An 18,800-nucleotide genomic window follows, 5' to 3' on the forward strand; every position below is an offset into this window, starting at 1 on the left:
AAGCATAGAATAATAAAAATATCTACACCTTAAAAATCACCAATAAAAAAAGCGACCAAGTCAAAAAATATATTTTTGCTTGATCGCCTTCATAAAATTACCTCAAAGGAGATAGTTTTTCAGTGCCTTCCTCGAAAGACAGGGTTTAACAATTTTTCTTTTTCATTTTTATTTCTTCGGAAGGTTTTAATTACTGGAAATCGAACCTGATCCCGAGGTTTTGAAATCCTGATTTTCCGGATTACCTTTATATTTAATATCTCCAGAACCCATTACTTTAGCTTTCAGGCTTTTATTTACAGAAATTTGGATATCCCCTGAACCCATTACGGTTGCTTCAACATTTTCTGCTTTTAAGTCATAAGCTTTAAAATCGCCGGAGCCGGTTACTTTACAATCAAAATCCCGTGCTTTTCCTGCTAATTCAATATCCCCAGAGCCTGTTACAGCACCTTCCAAATTTTCAACTTCCAGATCTAATTTAATATCGCCCGAGCCGGTAAGTTTAGTGCTGAACTTCTTCGCTTTAATAGGATCTGAATTCCAAAGATCACCTGAGCCGGTTACCTGAACTCCTTCTAAATCTTTAAAAGGCACTGTTACTTTAATACCTTTATTTCTGGACGGCCTCAAATTATAACCTTTCTCTACTGAAATTTTTAAAGTGCCGCCACTTACTTCTGTAGTAATATATTCTTGTAGGTTGCTTTCAGCTTCTACGGTTAAATTACCTTCTGTCCCAGAAACCAGTTCCACATCCATAGAGCCTACCAGTGAAATTTCATCATAATCGCCGGTGTTCCTTTTTTCTGAAGTCATTTCGCCATTACCTTTTATGGTTTCGTTACTGCCCCACCATTGTGCCTGTACTGGTGCCGAAGTGATAAATAGTACTGCTAAAATTAAAGTTAGTTTTTTCATGATTTTAAGTTTAATGATTGATAAATTCGTTAAAAGGATGCGTTGTATAATTGTTGAAGCCAGGTTATTGTTTAGTAAAAGTCACGCTTCCATAACTGGTATTGATTAAAATGGTATTGCCAGAATTTTCTTCCAGGTGATAGCCTTCAAATGATTTGCTGGTATTTTGCTCATTACGTTTTCTAATTTGCATATCTTCCAGGCCTTTTGCATTACCATAAGAAGATTTTACGATGAAATTAAACGGGTGTTCCCTATCGTAGCCCAGTTTTATTCCGGCATAATCGGTGTTTATTTCTACTTTAGAAACTCCTTTTAGAATCTTTTCAATAGTTAATGAACCATAATCGAGGTTTAGGTCTAAGGATTCAAAAACACGGCCTATTTTAGTGCTCAGGTAATCACCGTTACCCACAATTCTTTTCCCTTTCTCTATATTTATGCTGCCATAATCGCAGTTAAAATCTACCTGGGCTACTTTCTTGATCCTGGAATTGGTATAATCGGCATTTATATACAGCTTCTCTGCCTCTTCAATTTCATAGCCGCTATAATCAGCATTTATTTCAGCATTCTTTACGTAGCCGATATGGCTGTTTCGGGTGTAATCAAAATTGAGCTGGTTAGAGTTTCCGCGTAGTTCACCGATATCGATTTTGCCATAATCGCAGCTTATTTTTGCATTTCCCAGGAGCCGGTCTATGTAAATTCCGCCGTAATCGTTTTCAATATCCACGCTATGTTTTTCGGGAGCCCGAATCACATAATTAATTTGCATATTTACATTGCTTGAACTATTAAAAAGCGAGCTCCACCAGGATTTGTCTTCCCTTGTGAAATGGGTTTTTGCACTCACCCCGGAAGAAGACTGGTTGAATTCTATACGAATTTCATCCAGTTTCTGTTGCACTTTTTCCTCATCGTCGCCATTGGTTTTTATATTCACTTCTATCACTACCTTATTTTGATCCCAGGTAGAAATATCTACATTTCCGTAGCTGTTATCTATTGTGAGCATATCTGTAGCGCTCACATTGTAAGATTTTGTGATTTTCTTTTCTTTGGTGTGTCTACCGTTGAGGTCACCGTGGCAATAGCTTAGGGCAGGGGCTAGCAGGGTGATCATGAATATTTTAAATATAGTTTTCATCGCTTTGGTTTTTTAGGGTTTTAATATTTTCTATTTGAACAAGCACTTCGTTTAATAGATCTATTCGTTGCTGAAAATTGGAGATCATCGCGTAGATAACCCTTTTATCCTGACCACTGTTTTGTAGATCTTTTTTTAGTTTTTCATATTCTGTTTCCAGTTTTTCTAATTGCGTTAAAGCATCTTTTACTATGGCTTCAGTTCCCGGGGCATCTTCAGCTTTAAGTGCTGCCAGCTCTGTTTTAATAAGCTGTGTATAGAACTGCTGGGTTTCTTTCATTTCAGGGGAAACACTTGCCAATTCGCTGGAGTTTCCGTAGGAATTCTGATTAAAAAATCCGGCAAAAAGTATAAAAGCTATCGCAAGGATTGCCGCAATCGAAAGCATTGGAGCCCAGAAGCTTCTTTTATGAGTACTGTTACCCAAATTATTGGGTTGGTGGTTCTGTTCCTCCAGTTTTTCCAGAAATCTTGTTTGGTGACCTGAAGCCGGTTCTTTATTATCAAAGTCCAGCTCTTTAAAAAGCTCGTCTATTTTATCGGTTTTCATCTTTCAGCAATTTTTTTCTTAAACTTTCTTTAGCTCTTGAGATCATTGTGCGGGAATTAGCGTAACTCAAATTAAGGATATCGCTAATCTCTTCATAATCGTAACCTTCTATTAAGTGCAGCGTTAAAGCAACGCGGTAATTTTCTTTAAGCGAATTGAGCGTTTTTAGAACTTTGTTTACTTTTTCGTTTTTAGAATCTTCTTCCAGGATAATTCCTTCACTTTCATCTATTTCATTCTTCAATTCGTCATTGTAGGCTACTTCATTTAATTTTACTTTTTTATTAAAGGAGTTTATGCTTAGGTTTACCACGATTCTTTTTAACCAGGCACCAAAGGTGGAAGTGCCCTGAAAACTATCTATTTTTGCAAAAGCTTTTAAAAATGCTTCCTGCATAATGTCTTCAGCTTCAGCTGTATCATTAACAATACGCAGGGAAGTGTTATACATCGCCTTATAATAGCGTTCGTATATTTCCATTTGTGCACGCTGATCGTTTTTTCGGCATCGCGCAACAAGATCATTAATATGTGTGATGGTTGGTGTCAATTAAAACTATCTTGTTTCTATACTAAAGATAGCTTTGATTTTAATTTGTTACACTTTTTAGAAAATAAATCTAGAAAAGATGGTGGCATAGGAATTGACTACTTCTAGTAGAAATTGCACGAAAAGCAGCTTAGTTTACTGAGCATAAGGCTTTACAGAAAAAGAAAAGATTAAGAACCAAAGACTGTTTGTGACAGTTTGACTTAAAATAAATTATGGCTAAAACTAAATTAACGAGTTTTGACAGTTTGTCATTGCAAGATATAGATCAGGATGCAGATTTAATTCCCTTAATGACGCCAGAGGATGAAGAAGAAATAAACAGGGAAGAATTGCCCGAAACCTTACCGATATTACCACTAAGAAATACCGTATTATTTCCCGGGGTAGTAATTCCAATTACCGCCGGAAGGGATACTTCCATTAAATTGATAAATGAAGCTAACAACGATTCAAAAATAATCGGGGTTGTTGCTCAAAAGGATGAGGAAGTAGAAAATCCTTCTGCAAAGGATATTTATAGTACTGGTGTAGTTGCCCGTATTCTTAGGGTTTTAAAAATGCCCGATGGAAATACCACGGTAATTATCCAGGGGAAAAAGCGTTTTGAAATTGACGAAATTGTAAAGGAAGAACCTTACCTAACGGCGAGCATCAAAGAAGTTCCTGAAGCGAGACCGGAGATTGACAATAAAGAATTTCCTGCGATAATAGATTCAATCAAGGAACTTGCGCTTCAAATAATAAAGGGAAGTCCAAATATCCCCAGTGAAGCTTCTTTCGCTATTAAGAATATAGAAAGCTCTTCATTTCTTATCAATTTTGTGTCTTCTAATATGAACCTTGCGGTAGAAGACAAGCAAAAATTACTGGAAACTAACGATCTTAAAGATCGTGCCCTGGCTACTTTGCGGCATATGAATATGGAGTTTCAGAAACTGGAACTTAAAAACGATATTCAGAGCAAGGTGCAAAGTGATATGAGCCAGCAACAGCGTGAATATTTTCTTCATCAGCAAATGAAAACCATCCAGGAAGAACTGGGCGGTGTTTCACACGAAGATGAAATTGAAGAAATGAAAATACGCGCCAAGAAGAAGCAATGGGGCGAAAAAGTACAAAAGCATTTTAATAAGGAAATCTCCAAAATGCAGCGAATGAATCCACAGGTAGCTGAGTATTCAATTCAGCGAAATTACCTGGATTTGTTTCTGGACCTTCCGTGGAATGAATTCAGTAAGGATAAATTCGATTTAAAAAGGGCGAAAAAAATACTTGACCGAGACCACTATGGTTTAGATGATGTGAAACGCCGAATTATAGAATATCTAGCGGTTCTGAAACTGCGTAATGATATGAAGTCGCCAATACTTTGTCTTTACGGACCTCCCGGGGTTGGTAAAACTTCGCTTGGTAAATCTATGGCCGAGGCCTTAGGTAGAGAATATGTGAGAGTTTCCCTTGGTGGTTTGCGTGACGAAGCTGAAATACGCGGGCACAGAAAAACCTATATTGGTGCGATGCCGGGTAGGATTATCCAGTCGCTTAAAAAAGCGGGAACCAGTAATCCGGTTTTTGTATTAGATGAAATTGATAAATTAAGTATGGGACATGCCGGCGATCCTTCTTCAGCATTACTAGAAGTGTTGGATCCCGAACAGAATAGCGAGTTCCACGATAACTTCCTGGAAATGGGCTTTGACCTTTCAAAGGTAATGTTTGTGGCTACGGCGAATACTTTAAGTACCATTCAACCGGCACTTAGAGACCGTATGGAAATTATAAACGTTACCGGGTACACCATAGAGGAGAAGGTAGAAATCGCCAAGCAGCATTTACTTCCGAAGCAATTAAAAGAGCACGGATTAACCAAAGAGCATATAAAAATTGCTAAGCCACAATTAGAGAAGATTGTGGAGGGTTATACCCGGGAATCAGGTGTTCGTGGTTTAGAAAAACAAATCGCCAAAATGGTTCGTCACGCCGCCAAGAATATCGCGATGGAAGAGGAGTATAATGTAAAAGTGACCAATGAAGATGTTATAGAAGTTCTTGGTAGTCCAAGGTTGGAGCGTGATAAATATGAGAATAATGAAGTTGCCGGTGTTGTAACAGGCCTGGCCTGGACGCAAGTTGGAGGTGATATTCTCTTTATTGAATCTATTCTTTCTAAAGGAAAAGGTAATCTGAATATTACCGGGAACCTTGGAAAAGTGATGAAAGAATCGGCTACCATTGCGATGGAATATATGAAGTCTAATGCCGAAGAACTAGGTTTAGATCCAACTATATTTGAAAAATACAATGTACATATTCACGTGCCAGAAGGTGCTACCCCAAAAGATGGCCCAAGTGCCGGAATAACGATGCTTACTTCTTTAGTTTCCCTGTTTACACAGCGAAAAGTGAAGAAGAGTATCGCAATGACGGGAGAAATCACCCTTAGGGGAAAAGTGCTTCCGGTAGGAGGGATTAAAGAAAAAATTCTTGCCGCGAAACGTGCCCGCATTAAAGAGATTATTCTTTGTAAAGAGAATGAACGTGATATAAAAGAGATTAAAGATGATTATCTAAAAGGACTTACTTTTCATTATGTAAATGAAATGCACGAAGTTATAGATCTTGCGATTACCAAAGAAAAGGTAAAGAACGCAAAAACGCTTTAAGAGCGAAGCTGTCTAAAAAAATCTTTTGTCGTCAACCTGAACTGGTTTCAGGTTCTAACATGATATAGTTTACAAATTTGTTAGAATCTGAAATGCCCACCCTGAACGGACGGGCAGGTTCAGAAATGACGTTCTCAGAGATTTTTAGACAGCTTTTTTAATTCTGAAGCCAAAGTTTCAAAACATTTAAGCTTTGTCTAATTTTACTATCCATACAGAAATTAAATTATGAGTAAAAAAATAACTATTGCTATAGACGGATATTCATCAACCGGAAAAAGTACTGTTGCCAAACAACTTGCAGCCGAACTTGGTTACGTGTATGTAGATACCGGCGCTATGTATCGTGCGGTGACTTTATACCTGATGCGTAAAATGATTGTTACCGATACCAATTTTGATGAAGAAGCCATTTTAAGACAATTACCGTTTATAAATATCAGCTTTGTTTTTAATAAAGAGGTAGGTTATGGGGAAGTACATTTAAATGGTGAAAATGTAGAAAAGGAAATCAGGTTAATGGAAGTTTCACAACAGGTGAGTAAAGTAGCCGCTGTTTCCCAGGTAAGAGAAATGTTAGTTAAAATTCAGCAGGAAATAGGGAAAAATAAAGCGGTAGTTATGGATGGCCGCGATATTGGAACCGTGGTTTTCCCTGATGCCGACCTTAAAATATTTATGACCGCTTCTACTGAAAAAAGGGCTGAGCGCAGGTTTAATGAATTGAAAGAACGCGGCGACGATATTAAATATGAAGATGTTCTGGCCAATGTAAAAGAACGCGATTACCTGGATACTACCCGGGAAGACTCACCATTAATCAAGGCGGACGATGCTGTAGAAATTGATAATTCAGAAATGAATCTGGAAGAACAATTTGAAAAAGTACTGAAACTGGCCAAAGATAAAATCGAAGAATAATTACCCTGTTTTTAAACTATTTAGGGTTTGAGAATATAAAAATAAGTTGTATTTTTGCAGCCCTTTTTGGCAAAGAATCGGAAATTCAAAAGGGATTGAAAATCAAACCATAAACATCTTCTGTGTTTTATTTGCTTAATTTTTCCGAAGAATACAGGATACAAATTTTTTATCAGCAATGGCTGAAGACAACAAAAACCCGGACGTTCAGGACGAAAATCTAGACGTTCAACCGGTGGCCGGAATGGCTACTTCATCGCAACCTGCTCCTACTGAGCAACAGGAAAACCCTGAGAAATTTCTTGAAGAATTTAACTGGCACAATTATGAAGAGGGTATTGACCCAATTGATGATCAGAAGTTAGAAGAATTTGAGAAACTGGTTGCAGAAAATTTCGTAGACACTTTAAATGACGAAGTTGTAACAGGAAAAGTAATTAATATTACCGATCGTGATGCAATTATAGACATTAACGCAAAAAGTGAAGGCGTTATTTCCCTTAACGAATTTCGTTACAATCCAGATCTTAAAGTTGGAGACGAGGTTGAGGTATTGATTGATGTTCGTGAAGATTCAACAGGACAATTAATCCTTTCTCACCGTAAGGCTCGTGTAATTCAGGCCTGGGATCGTGTGAACAAAGCTCACGATGAAAGTCTTATCGTAAACGGTTTTGTGAAATGCAGAACTAAAGGTGGTATGATCGTAGATGTATTTGGAATTGAGGCATTCTTGCCAGGTTCTCAAATAGACGTGAAGCCTATCCGTGATTACGATGCTTACGTAGGAAAAACAATGGAATTTAAAGTGGTGAAAATCAACCACGAATTCAAAAACGTTGTGGTTTCTCACAAAGCGCTTATTGAAGCCGATATTGAGGAACAGAAGAAAGAAATTATCGGTCAGCTTGAAAAAGGTCAGGTACTTGAAGGTACTGTTAAAAACATCACTTCTTACGGAGTATTTGTTGATCTTGGAGGAGTTGACGGACTTGTTCACATTACCGACCTTAGCTGGTCTCGTATCAACCATCCGAATGAAATCGTTGAACTTGATCAAAAACTAAACGTGGTAATTCTAGACTTTGATGAAGCTAAAACGAGAATTCAATTAGGTCTTAAGCAATTAAGCAAACACCCATGGGAAGCTCTTGACGAAAACCTTAAGGTTGGAGACAAAGTAAAAGGTAAAGTAGTTGTAATCGCAGATTACGGTGCATTTATTGAAGTTGCCGAAGGTGTTGAAGGTCTTATTCACGTTTCTGAAATGTCTTGGAGCACGCACTTGCGTTCAGCTCAGGATTTCGTAAATGTTGGAGATGAGGTTGAAGCTCAAATCTTAACTTTAGATCGTGAAGACCGTAAAATGTCTCTTGGAATTAAGCAATTAACTCCAGACCCATGGACAGATATTACTACTAAATATCCTGTTGGTTCTAAACACAAAGGGATTGTACGTAACTTCACCAATTTTGGTGTATTCGTAGAATTGGAAGAAGGAATTGACGGACTTATCTATATCTCTGATCTATCCTGGACTAAGAAAATCAAGCACCCATCAGAATTTACTAATGTAGGTGATGAGCTTGAGGTTGTAGTTCTTGAATTAGACGTTGATGGTCGTAAGTTAAGCCTTGGTCACAAGCAGGTTGAAGATAACCCTTGGGATAAATACGAAACTGAGTTCGCTGTTGGTACTAAACACACCGCAGAGATCGCAGAGATCGTAGACAAAGGTGCTACTATAGACTTTAACGAAGATATCACTGCATTTGTTCCAACCAGACATCTTGAAAAAGAAGACGGTAACAAATTAACTAAAGGTGAATCTGCAGAGTTCCAGATTATTGAATTCAATAAAGAATTCAAAAGAGTGGTAGCTTCACATATGGCTATTCACAAAGAAGAAGAGCAGCAAATTGTTAAGCAAGCCGCTAAGAAAGCAGCTACGCAAAGCAATGACAAAACCACTATTGGGGATGTTAATGCCGATCTTCAAGCTTTAAAAGATAAAATGGAAGGGAAATAGTTTTATTCCTGTGAAGACGGGGATCCCTAATATTTAATCATAAATAGAAACCTCCTTAGTTTGTGCTAAGGAGGTTTTTTTATTGGTGTTGTGATCGTTCCGGGGTTGCTACCAGAAAAAGATATGGGAGGCGTACTAAAAAAAGAAATCGGTTTCTACGGCTTTAATTAAGTCTGTTTTTTCAGACCTTTATCAAAGCCTAACCAGCCTGATTTTTTGCCATAAGCTATTTGAAGACAAGCTTATTACTTTAAATATTGCCCTAACAATGTTCTTTTCTTAGGATCCAGGGCTTTATTATTTGCTGCAATTTCCAGGAAGTCCCGGTTCTTTTCTTTTGCATAAACCAAATGGAAAAGTTCGGCCACACTTAAATTCTTATCAGGACGCTCTATTAAGGAGAATTGATCATTATTAGCTACAAATCCTTCCTCTAGAACACTTAAATAGGTTCCTGCAAAACCCTTTTCAATAAATTGTTTCAGGATCTTTTGATCTCCAAATTTATAACCGAGTTTATAACAAGGTTCTCTATAATCCGAAACTTGCACTACGGCATCACCTACTTTATAAACATCCCCTAAAAAAACTTTCCTTTCATCAAAATTTGATACGGTCAGATTTTCTCCAAACATTCCCCAGGTCCAGTCCAGTTTAGGATATAGATTTTTCCAATACGGGTACTGTTCTGAAGAAAATATGTAGCAGGCTTTGTAAAAACCACCGTGATTTTTACGATCTGATATTTCATCATTAATCACATTATTTTTCGCTAAATAAATAGGTTCATCAGTAGGTTCTTTATAAATACCTGTGAGTACTTCTTTTGCATTCCAAATTATTTTAGTTGGTTTTCCAATATTGGTTGAAATTATTTTCACGTAATTAAAAGTTTATTTTTAATGGTATTATCGGGCAAAGGTATTTTAAGTTTATTATTGAGTATATCTGGTAGACGATGAAATCCTCAATTGGTTGTGTCGAGATTTAAAAATCATCCATTCCAATTTCCAAATATGCCATTTTGATAATCCTGAAACGCCTGCTGGATTTCTTCCTGACTATTCATTACAAAGGGTCCCTGGGCTACAATAGGCTCATTAAATGGTGCGGCATGCCCAAGTAATACAATACTTTCTTCCTGAGCTTCAATTTCCAGTTTTTCTCCATCATTAGTGAATTCAACCAGATTATGCATTTTAGCTTCTTCACCGTTCACCTTTACTTTGCCTTTTACCACATAAAAGAAAATATTTTTTTCTGAAGGAATATCTAAGGAATATTTACCGCCATTGGCAAATTCTACAGTAGCTATTTGAATATCGTTTAAAGGTTCAAAAGCACCGCTTTTTTCTTCCCAATTTCCGGAAACTGCTGCTAATTTAACTTTCCCGTCATTTAAAGTTAACTGCGGAATATCTTCTTTTTGAATTCCTTTATAGTTAGGCTCAGTCATTTTATGCTTTGCCGGAAGATTTACCCAAAGCTGAAGAATTTCCAGTTCCCCACCTTTTTTCTTGAATTCTTCTGAAGAAATTTCGGCGTGAATAAGGCCTTTTCCGGCAGTCATCCACTGCACACCGCCGGCTTTGATCACACTTTCGAATCCGCCACTGTCTTTGTGGGTTAGATCGCCTTTCAGAATAAATGTAACGGTCTCAAATCCGCGGTGGGGATGTGGGCCAAAGGGCAATCCGTTATTGTTTTCGGGATATTCCTGGTAGCCGTGATGGTTTAAAAATAAAAACGGATCTATATGATCTACAGAATTTGTGGGCAACGCACGATAGGTTATAAGATCGGCGATAGGGGAGCTCACCGCTGTGTGTATTTTTTTAATACTTCTCATTAAAGTTTCAGGTTTTAATTAAAAACAAATTGATTGGCGAGTTTCAGCTCATCTTCTGAGATTGTATGCGGCCTGTTTTTATAGATTTTCACTTCTACATTGGCATTCATTTCCCGCAAAATTTCAGCAGAATTCTCTACCCGCTCTACCGGTACGTGGGGATCGGGATCGCCGGTGCCAATAAAGATTGGCGTACCATTAAAATCACCCGAATAATTTTCGGTATAAATTTTATCGCCAATTAGACCACCAGTAAACGCTACGACACCACCAAACCTTTGGGCGTGGCGAGTTACGAATTCCAGGGTTAGGCACGCGCCCTGGGAAAATCCTGCAAGATAAATATTTTCTGAAGCTATGCCCGTTTCTTTAATTTCTTCCAGTAATTCCTCTAAAACTTCCAAAGCTGATGAAAATTCTGGTTCATTTTGTGCAGGCGGAGCCAGGAATGAATTCGGGTACCAGGTGAAATCTGTGGCCTGTGGTGCTAAAATCGCGAATTCTGGGGTGTTTAATTTACTGGCTAAGGAAAGAAACTCCTTGGCGCTGCCACCACGGCCGTGTATTAAAACCAAAACTTTTTCGGCTTCCCGAAGTTCTTTTCCGGCGGTATATATCTCTTTTTTATGCATTTTTATAATTTTAAATTAAGATACTAAATACCAATAAAAAAGTCCCGAAAAACGGGACTTTTAAAACAATTTTTAGATTTGATTCAGTTAAACTAGATATTCGAAATTGAACTAGTTATCATCGTTATCAATTTTCACTTTTTTCTTCACTTCTCCATCATCTTCTTTTATCTTGATCTTTTTATCATCGGTTTTCACTTTTACCTTGCCTTCTTTAACTTTAATCTTTGCATCTTCTTCTTCGGCCAATTGTTCAATCTCCGACTTCTCCTCTTCCTCCCTGCACGATACAAAACTTAGGCTTAATGCCAGTATCAATAGAATTGATTTTAATGCAATTTTCATAATTTTTAGTTTTATGTTAGTAATTAAATGTAGCTAAAAAACTTAATCTTTTTTAGCAAGAACTGCTTTTTCTGAAAATTCAACTAAATCTACTTTAGGGTTTCCGTAAAGTTCCATTTTGCTTCGGTGTTTAGCAGTAAGCGTAAGCGTTTCTAAAACTTCAAGTTCATTTTTAGATTTACCTTCGGCTACAACTACTGCAGTTTTTACAGTTAACCTCCTACCGTCAAATTTGGTAGAATGTTCTGAGCGTAATTGTAGATCGTCTACTTCTCCTTCAATTCTGGCGCTTGCTTTTTCATAAATGTCTACTTTAAACTTTGGCGCGTTTACCAGGGCTTTGATTTCACTTGACCCATTTAGTTGAAAATACGCATCATCTGCCGTTAGGTTTAATTCTACTTCAGATTTCCCTTCGTTAAAGAGATCAAATTTAGTAGCGGTAACGGTAAGGTAAACCTCCGCGTCATCTGCAGTAGTAATTTTAAGTTCTTCAGAGTATAGCTCTTCGTTTGCTTCCAATTCAGTATTTCCAGAAACGCTAATATTCAGAAGGTTTTCAGGAAAGGTGAGGATGATTTCCTGAGACTTACTTTTACCAATTTTTTTAGTCGGCTTCAAATATAAAACCTGATCTACCACTTCTCCTCTAATTATGCGATGTAGATTATCATCGGCTTCAACTTCCATCATACCGGTGCTTCCTTTTTTGAGTGTCACCTCAAAATCTCCTGCTATGTCTATACTATGAAAATCTGTTAAACGAGTTTTTTCGGTAGTTACATTTCGGCTTCCTTTTACTTTATTGGCACCACAGCTAAAAGCCATACAAATGCTTATTAAGAGTAATATCTTTTTCATAAATAATAAGTGTTTTAAAACAAATATACTAAAAAGCCCCCGTATTGGAGGCTTTAAGGCTTGCTTAGCATTGGTAGAAAGCTACCGGACATTTTTTGATTAAGATTTGATGACATTCAATATAATCTTTAACCATCTTTTCGTTTTCTACCACCGGCTCTCCTAAATTGAAGACTACCAGTAGTAATTGCAGGATTAACTGTATCATAACTCCTCATTTTCATTATTCGCTTTTCCATTGCCAACAGATTTTTTATCTATCGTAACCCCTCGCCGGTTAATCTGAATATTTACTTCTTCATCCCCGGAATTAATTCTTGCATTAAAATCATCGTCTTCATTCCATTCATCTTCACTTTGGGTGTCCCATTCTTCAGCCGGGCAATCTTCACAAATCGCTGCATCTTCAGTGATTGTTAAAAATTTTTCTTCATCTCCGTAATTTAAAATATCACCCCATCTATCAGTATTTCTGTGGAAAGTATTGGTGTTTTCATCGGCAAAAAGGATAGTACCTTCTGGTAAAAACAGTGTAACTTTCACTTTTTGATCTCTGTATTTATATTTTGTAGCTGAAGTGAAGAAACTGTTCAATAATAGTTCGTTTCCACTGAAACTAGTGTTGTAATCAATATTCTGCGCGCGTTCTTTTGCTTCTTTGTAATCTTTACCTTCCGCCGACTTTACTACTTCCAGTTTGGCCAGGGAGTCTTTGGTAGGCTTTACAATTAGGCGAACATCTGAGCTGTACATTACTTTTTCATCATTATCATCATATTTAATTTTAAAATCTGTACTTCTGTAAATATTTGATGAATAATTTTGATTTGACTGCATTCTCAAGTAAAGAGTATCATTGGCGGCAATTGGCAGGGTGTCTGTAGTTAACTGTTCACCATCAAAAGCTCGATGGGTCGCTTGTTGTATTCCTATTACCGCAGCACCGATTAGTGCCAGAAGCCATAATCCTAATAGAACCAGTTTTGCCGGGGTACCAATAGACTTTAAGCGACCTACCAAAATTTTTAATCCTAAGATGAAAAGGAAGAAAAACGGGATGCCCACAAGTAAAAAACTTAGCAACCAGAGCAACCAAAGTGGAGCTCCACTAACAGCCATTTCCACATAACTGCTCCAGGGTGCATCTATAAGTCCGAAGGTTCCAACGGTAAACAAGCCTATAAAAAGACTGATTAATGCCGCACCTGCTATCAATATTAGGAGGATTCCAATTAGTTTAACAAATACCTTTAAAATAAAAGCTATAACATCACCTATGGCAGTGGCTGCAGAGGTAGCTCCGGTTTTTGCCTGGTTGCCATATTTCTGGTAATCTACATCTTTCACCTTTCCGGTAACATTATCAAAACCCTCCCGAATCTTTTTTTCGATATTGCTTATGGTCACCTCCTCACCGCGCATCGCCAGTTTATCGGCTGTGGTTTTGGCTTCAGGAACAAAGATCCAAAGTGCAATATAGATTAGGATAAAAGCGCCACTTGAGAAGATGGTGAGTAAGATCCAAAGTAAGCGTACCCAGATAAAATCTATACCTAAATAATGTCCCAGTCCAGAAGAAACACCGCCGACATAAGAATGTTCGGTATCCCTAAACAATTGTTTTCCTGAAGATCTGGTGGTTTTTGTGTACACCGGTTCATCTTCAAAGATCTCTTCATCTACCATATAATCTTCGGGTTGCCCCATTATGGCGATTACTTCTTCTACTTCTTTAATGCCGATAACCTGGCGGTCGTCTTTTTTCTTCTCATTAAACAATTCAGCAATACGTGCTTCAATATCAGCTATGATTTCATCTTTTCCCTGAGTGTTGGTAAAAGAGCGTTTTATAGCATCCAGATAATGCTGTAGTTTGGCATATGCGTCTTCGTCTATATGAAAGAATATACCGGCAAGATTTATATTTACTGTCTTATTCATGATTCTTGTTTTTTTGATTGGTTACAACATTTACAGCGGTTTGGAGTTCGTCCCAGGTGCCGGTAAGCTCCTTGAGAAAGAGTTTCCCGGTATCGGTAAGCCCATAATACTTTCGCGGTGGTCCACTGCTGGATTCTTCCCAGCGATAACTGAGTAATCCTGCATTCTTTAACCTGGTTAATAGGGGGTAAATCGTGCCTTCAACCACCAGTAATTTCGCGTCTTTAAGGGTGTCCAGGATTTCGGCTACATACGCATCTTCGTCTTTTAAAACTGAAAGAATGCAGTACTCCAGTACACCTTTACGCATTTGAGCCTTGGTGTTTTCTATCTTCATAGCGTTTGGTTTTGAGGGTTGTTAAACTGTTCATTTTTTGATTGTTGATGGTTATTATGATGATTATCTGAATCTTTTCCTATAAAATTGATGCTTAGGGGAAAAGAGTAATTTTCTCCATTACTGGCCTTAATACTCGCGCTTATTACAGCATAGATTTCTAAAATAAAGAGCGCAGAAAGTAAAATGGCGAATACACTAATGGTGATCACTATAGAAATTGCCTGTCCCATTTCTTCTATATGAAAATGCTCGGGCCCAATTGCAAAGGGAACATCACCACCCAGCCGTATTGCCTGGAAAAGGATAATTGAAATCCCAACTGCCAGTACTAAAATGGTATAGAGAAAAAGACTAATTTGAAAATTTATCGCCTTCCTGCCGTGTTCGTCTATAAATGGCTTTTCTTTCTTAGTAAGCCATAATATTAGCGGAAATATAAAATTCCCAAACGGAATAATAAACTTGCTAAAGACCGATAAATGCAGGATTGTGGCCAGTGTTTTTTCTTCTTTTGCTATCTTTGAGTTCATAACCTAATAATTTATAATACAAATATATGGTTAAAAGAAGGTATTTTGCAAAGCATAGTACTAAAATTTAACATATTTTTGTGAAATTATTTCTGAAGACATATTGATTAATTTGAATAACTTTATTAAAAACATATCTTTCACAATGACATTAAATAGAAGCAAACTCAATAAATTTCTAATGCTGAAAATACCTAGCGCCTGGCTTTGCGGGGTACGGGTTGACGAAATTGAAGAAAATACCTGTAAGGTGAGTGTAAAGCATAAATGGATAAACCAAAATCCTTTTAAGAGCCTGTATTTTGCCGTGCAGGCCATGGCGGCAGAATTGACAACCGGCGCGTTGGTTATGGGAAAAATTCAGCAATCTAATAGAAAGATTTCTATGTTGGTTGCCCAGAATCGGGCGAAATTCACGAAAAAAGCCACGGGAAAAATCAGCTTTTATTGCTACGATGGGCATTTAATAGATGAAGCTATAGAAAAAACACTCTCAACTGGAGAAGGACAAACTTTATGGATGAAATCTACCGGAATAAACGATACCGGCGAACAGGTAGCTGTTTTTGAATTTGAATGGACTATAAAAGCAAAATAGAAGTATGAATGCACATGAAATAGATTACCAGATCTTTGGAGAAGAAATGCAATATGTAGAGCTGGAACTGGATCCACAGGAAGCCGTAATTGCCGAAGCCGGCAATTTTATGATGATGGATGATGGGATTAGAATGAATACTATTTTTGGCGACGGTTCTAAAGAAAATGAAGGTTTTCTGGGTAGAGTATTAGGAGCGGGAAAAAGATTGCTTACCGGCGAGAGCTTATTTATGACAATTTTCAGCAACGAAATTCAAGGTAAGAAGCGTATTAGTTTTGCTTCGCCTTATCCCGGTAAAATTATTCCTATAGATTTAACGAGATATGGTCATAAATTTATTTGCCAGAAAGACGCTTTTTTATGTGCGGCGAAAGGTGTTTCTGTAGGAATGGAATTTAGTAGAAAACTCGGCCGCGGGTTTTTTGGCGGAGAAGGTTTTATCATGCAAAAACTTGAAGGCGACGGGATGGCCTTTGTACACGCCGGAGGAACTATGGCCAGAAAGGAACTATCTCCCGGGGAAAAACTAAAGATAGACACGGGTTGTATTATTGGGTTTACACAAGATGTAGATTATGATATTGAATTTATAGGCGGAATAAAAAATACCATATTTGGGGGCGAAGGACTTTTCTTCGCAACACTTACCGGCCCGGGAACTGTATACGTGCAATCCTTACCTTTTAGCCGATTGGCAAGCCGAATTTGGCAGGCTGCACCACAAGGTGGAGGCAAGGATAAAGGGGAAGGCAGCATTCTCGGGGGATTGGGAGATGTTATTAGTGGGGATCGAAGATTTTAGGACTGTTAAACAGTTCTGAATTAAAAAACGATTAGTAAATTTTTAGTATATTTAAGTGATTTAAAAAACACACAGCCTATTATAAGATTTCTACTCTTTTGTAACCTAACTTCTAATTTAAATCTTTCAAATTATGGCGAGAGCGATGTTTGAATACACCAAGACTGTACTGGATAAAGTCAGTTTTGATCCCGCCCTGTTTTGCAGGGAAGTGAAAAAAGCACTTCAGCGACTTTTACCTCATGAAATTGAGGAACTTCGTATCTGGATTCTGGCCTTAACCCGGAAAAACCCGGAACTTAATCAATGTTTAACTTATTTAAATACATAAAAAAGCGGCTTTCGGGCCGCTTTTTACTCGATAATCGAGATTTAAATGCTGCGAGGCTTGCCTCTAAATCAAGATATATTTTCTAATAATGTCTCTTGGGGCTTGCCCCGAGGTAGTTTACTTTAAAGTATATTACTTTTTTATCTATTCCTGAAACTCTTTCTTCTTGCTTAGAGGACTTATAATATTTACATTATGAAAAGCTATAGCCCCTTTAACCACGCCGGCAATTGTACTTCTTATGGCTTCTATAATTTGTATTTTTAACTCACTTCTATTATAGATAAGACTTACTTCACGTGCAGGCACTGGATCCTCAAACATTCTCAAATTCTTCTTTTCAGCATCTTTAATATCCAGGGTATGCAAATAGGGTAGCAGGGTCATCCCCAGGCCTTCATTGGCCAGTTTTATAAGAGTTTCAAAACTTCCACTTTCTAATTGAAAATGGTCTTCATCGTAATTTCTGGATGATTTGCACAGGTTAAGAATACCATCTTTAAAACAGTGTCCATCTTCGAGAAGCAACATATCATCTATATCGAGATCATTAACTTCAATCTTTTCATTGTTATGAAGTCGGTGTGAATTAGGAATATAACCAACAAAAGGCTCGTAATAAAGTACATTTTCTTTAATACCCGGTAATTCCAATGGGGTAGCGGCAATGGCAGCATCTAAATGTCCTTCTTTTAAACGTTCAATTATAGCTTCTGTATTTAACTCCTCAATTTTGAGCTTTACTTTTGGATATTTTTTAATGAAATTATTGATGAACATTGGTAATAATGTAGGCATAACCGTGGGGATTACCCCCAGTTTAAAAATTCCGCCTACAAAACCTTTTTGCTGATCTACAATATCTTTAATCCGGTCACTTTCATTAACAATATTCCTGGCCTGCTGAACGATTTTTTGCCCCGTTTCAGTAAGCTGAATAGGTTTTTTCGTCCTATCAAAAATCTGTACATCCAGCTCTTCTTCCAGTTTCTGAATTTGCATACTTAGCGTAGGCTGAGTAACAAAAACCTTTTGAGCAGCCTTGGTAAAATTCTTATGTTCGGCCACCGCCAACACATAATGCAGTTGTGTAATTGTCATAAATTGAAGCCTTATTGTTACTGCAAATGTATTGGTTTTTTCTATTCTAAATTAAAATAAATATGATTTTATCTATATGAAATTTAAGCTTAGGTTCTTCAAAAATTAAAATCGAAGGATTAATTCCTTCTTTTTACCATCAAATTCAAATTTAGCATCTTCCCAAAGTGGAGGACCATATAAATTCATTTCATTGTTTGAAACACCATAATCTTCGGTAGGCATACCATTCGCGTCAAAATCCATTTTTTGATTTCCGTTCTTATCATGGTATGCAGTTATAGCATAGGTTCCGGTTGGAACTTCCGTGAATGTGACCACGGCTAAACCTTTTTTAATTTCGCTGGTTTCAACTTGTATAGGTGCTTTCTTAAGAAAATTATCTTCATTAAAAAGAGCGAAATAAACTTTTCCCTCTTCTGAAGAAATATTATCTACACTTACTTTAATGCTTCCGGTTTCTTCCATTTGTCCAAAAGCAAGATTACTGAGGAAAAGGCTGAATAAAATAGCGATTGTTTTCATAATCGTTTAATTTTTATTGGTTTATATCCTCAAAACTAAGTTGATTTTTGCTGCTGAATTAATAATTATAACCGAGTTGTAATTATTAAATGCTGAACTGTAAATTTTGTGCTTTAAGTATTTCAAACGAGTAGGAAGTCTTCAAGAAACAAGAA

At 37.3% G+C, this 18,800-nt stretch carries 21 protein-coding genes; 6 read left to right on the forward strand and 15 right to left on the reverse strand.

The features are described from left to right. Positions 1–186: 186 nt before the first annotated feature. The 4 genes from LB467_RS16310 to LB467_RS16325 all read right to left on the reverse strand — a co-directional run bounded on the left by LB467_RS16310 (position 187) and on the right by LB467_RS16325 (position 3,171). The gene (locus tag LB467_RS16310) at positions 187–921 is read right to left on the reverse strand and encodes a head GIN domain-containing protein (RefSeq protein WP_224475117.1); all 735 of its coding nucleotides are present in this window, start codon (positions 919–921) and stop codon (positions 187–189) included. Between the two features lie 64 nt (positions 922–985). Further along, the gene (locus LB467_RS16315; protein ID WP_224475118.1) at positions 986–2,071 is read right to left on the reverse strand and encodes a hypothetical protein; all 1,086 of its coding nucleotides are present in this window, start codon (positions 2,069–2,071) and stop codon (positions 986–988) included. Next, positions 2,055–2,621 carry a DUF4179 domain-containing protein gene (locus LB467_RS16320; RefSeq protein ID WP_224475119.1) on the reverse strand — a complete coding sequence of 189 codons (567 nt, stop codon included), beginning with the start codon at positions 2,619–2,621 and terminating at the stop codon, positions 2,055–2,057. Before LB467_RS16320 ends, LB467_RS16315 begins: the two co-directional genes overlap by 17 nt. Next, complete coding sequence (locus tag LB467_RS16325; protein ID WP_224475120.1) at positions 2,608–3,171, reverse strand: RNA polymerase sigma factor; 564 nt, start codon at positions 3,169–3,171, stop codon at positions 2,608–2,610. The genes LB467_RS16320 and LB467_RS16325 overlap by 14 nt, the downstream gene beginning before the upstream one ends. Positions 3,172–3,386: 215 nt before the next feature. Here LB467_RS16325 and lon point away from each other — a divergent pair, with 215 nt between their 5' ends. From lon to rpsA, 3 genes are all read left to right on the forward strand, one after another. After that, on the forward strand, positions 3,387–5,837 hold the full coding sequence (gene lon, locus LB467_RS16330; protein WP_224475121.1) for an endopeptidase La: 2,451 nt from the start codon (positions 3,387–3,389) through the stop codon (positions 5,835–5,837). A 228-nt stretch (positions 5,838–6,065) separates the two neighbouring features. Beyond that, positions 6,066–6,758 (forward strand): (d)CMP kinase, encoded by a 693-nt coding sequence (cmk, locus tag LB467_RS16335; RefSeq protein WP_224475122.1) that lies wholly within the window; start codon positions 6,066–6,068, stop codon positions 6,756–6,758. Positions 6,759–6,936: 178 nt separating this feature from the next. After that, entirely contained in the window at positions 6,937–8,787 is a 1,851-nt protein-coding gene (gene rpsA / locus LB467_RS16340) for a 30S ribosomal protein S1 (protein WP_224475123.1), read from the forward strand. 245 nt (positions 8,788–9,032) lie between these two features. Here the strand turns inward: rpsA and LB467_RS16345 are convergent, their stop codons facing one another. From LB467_RS16345 to LB467_RS16385, 9 genes are all read right to left on the reverse strand, one after another. Beyond that, positions 9,033–9,668, reverse strand: a complete 636-nt coding sequence (locus tag LB467_RS16345; RefSeq protein ID WP_224475124.1) for an MOSC domain-containing protein — start codon at positions 9,666–9,668, stop codon at positions 9,033–9,035. A 113-nt stretch (positions 9,669–9,781) separates the two neighbouring features. Beyond that, on the reverse strand, positions 9,782–10,636 hold the full coding sequence (locus tag LB467_RS16350; protein WP_224475125.1) for a pirin family protein: 855 nt from the start codon (positions 10,634–10,636) through the stop codon (positions 9,782–9,784). A gap of 14 nt (positions 10,637–10,650) precedes the next feature. Beyond that, positions 10,651–11,268, reverse strand: coding sequence for an alpha/beta hydrolase (locus tag LB467_RS16355; RefSeq protein ID WP_224475126.1), 618 nt, complete (start codon positions 11,266–11,268; stop codon positions 10,651–10,653). A gap of 111 nt (positions 11,269–11,379) precedes the next feature. Continuing rightward, a complete protein-coding gene (locus LB467_RS16360) occupies positions 11,380–11,613 on the reverse strand; it encodes a hypothetical protein (protein WP_224475127.1) in 234 nt (77 codons plus the stop codon). Between the two features lie 42 nt (positions 11,614–11,655). Then, positions 11,656–12,474, reverse strand: a complete 819-nt coding sequence (locus LB467_RS16365; RefSeq protein ID WP_224475128.1) for a GIN domain-containing protein — start codon at positions 12,472–12,474, stop codon at positions 11,656–11,658. Between the two features lie 64 nt (positions 12,475–12,538). Then, positions 12,539–12,682, reverse strand: coding sequence for a hypothetical protein (locus LB467_RS16370; protein ID WP_224475129.1), 144 nt, complete (start codon positions 12,680–12,682; stop codon positions 12,539–12,541). Beyond that, positions 12,679–14,415, reverse strand: coding sequence for a PspC domain-containing protein (locus LB467_RS16375; protein ID WP_224475130.1), 1,737 nt, complete (start codon positions 14,413–14,415; stop codon positions 12,679–12,681). Before LB467_RS16375 ends, LB467_RS16370 begins: the two co-directional genes overlap by 4 nt. Next, on the reverse strand, positions 14,408–14,752 hold the full coding sequence (locus tag LB467_RS16380) for a PadR family transcriptional regulator (RefSeq protein ID WP_075327210.1): 345 nt from the start codon (positions 14,750–14,752) through the stop codon (positions 14,408–14,410). Before LB467_RS16380 ends, LB467_RS16375 begins: the two co-directional genes overlap by 8 nt. Continuing rightward, positions 14,749–15,285 carry a DUF4870 domain-containing protein gene (locus LB467_RS16385; RefSeq protein ID WP_224475131.1) on the reverse strand — a complete coding sequence of 179 codons (537 nt, stop codon included), beginning with the start codon at positions 15,283–15,285 and terminating at the stop codon, positions 14,749–14,751. Before LB467_RS16385 ends, LB467_RS16380 begins: the two co-directional genes overlap by 4 nt. 145 nt (positions 15,286–15,430) lie before the next feature. Here LB467_RS16385 and LB467_RS16390 point away from each other — a divergent pair, with 145 nt between their 5' ends. The 3 genes from LB467_RS16390 (at position 15,431) to LB467_RS16400 (ending at position 17,019) form a co-directional block, all read left to right on the forward strand. Further along, positions 15,431–15,883 carry a DUF4442 domain-containing protein gene (locus LB467_RS16390; protein ID WP_224475132.1) on the forward strand — a complete coding sequence of 151 codons (453 nt, stop codon included), beginning with the start codon at positions 15,431–15,433 and terminating at the stop codon, positions 15,881–15,883. A gap of 4 nt (positions 15,884–15,887) precedes the next feature. Continuing rightward, the gene (locus tag LB467_RS16395; RefSeq protein ID WP_224475133.1) at positions 15,888–16,688 is read left to right on the forward strand and encodes a TIGR00266 family protein; all 801 of its coding nucleotides are present in this window, start codon (positions 15,888–15,890) and stop codon (positions 16,686–16,688) included. A 133-nt stretch (positions 16,689–16,821) separates the two neighbouring features. Then, the gene (locus LB467_RS16400) at positions 16,822–17,019 is read left to right on the forward strand and encodes a hypothetical protein (protein WP_224475134.1); all 198 of its coding nucleotides are present in this window, start codon (positions 16,822–16,824) and stop codon (positions 17,017–17,019) included. Positions 17,020–17,163: 144 nt separating this feature from the next. Here the strand turns inward: LB467_RS16400 and LB467_RS16405 are convergent, their stop codons facing one another. Together LB467_RS16405 and LB467_RS16410 are read right to left on the reverse strand one after the other, a co-directional pair. Further along, positions 17,164–18,120, reverse strand: a complete 957-nt coding sequence (locus tag LB467_RS16405; protein WP_224475135.1) for a LysR family transcriptional regulator — start codon at positions 18,118–18,120, stop codon at positions 17,164–17,166. A 105-nt stretch (positions 18,121–18,225) separates the two neighbouring features. Beyond that, complete coding sequence (locus LB467_RS16410) at positions 18,226–18,645, reverse strand: DUF2141 domain-containing protein (RefSeq protein ID WP_224475136.1); 420 nt, start codon at positions 18,643–18,645, stop codon at positions 18,226–18,228. Positions 18,646–18,800 lie beyond the last annotated feature (155 nt).

Source organism: Salegentibacter tibetensis (genome assembly GCF_020164485.1).
Classification (GTDB): Bacteria; Bacteroidota; Bacteroidia; order Flavobacteriales; family Flavobacteriaceae; genus Salegentibacter; species Salegentibacter tibetensis.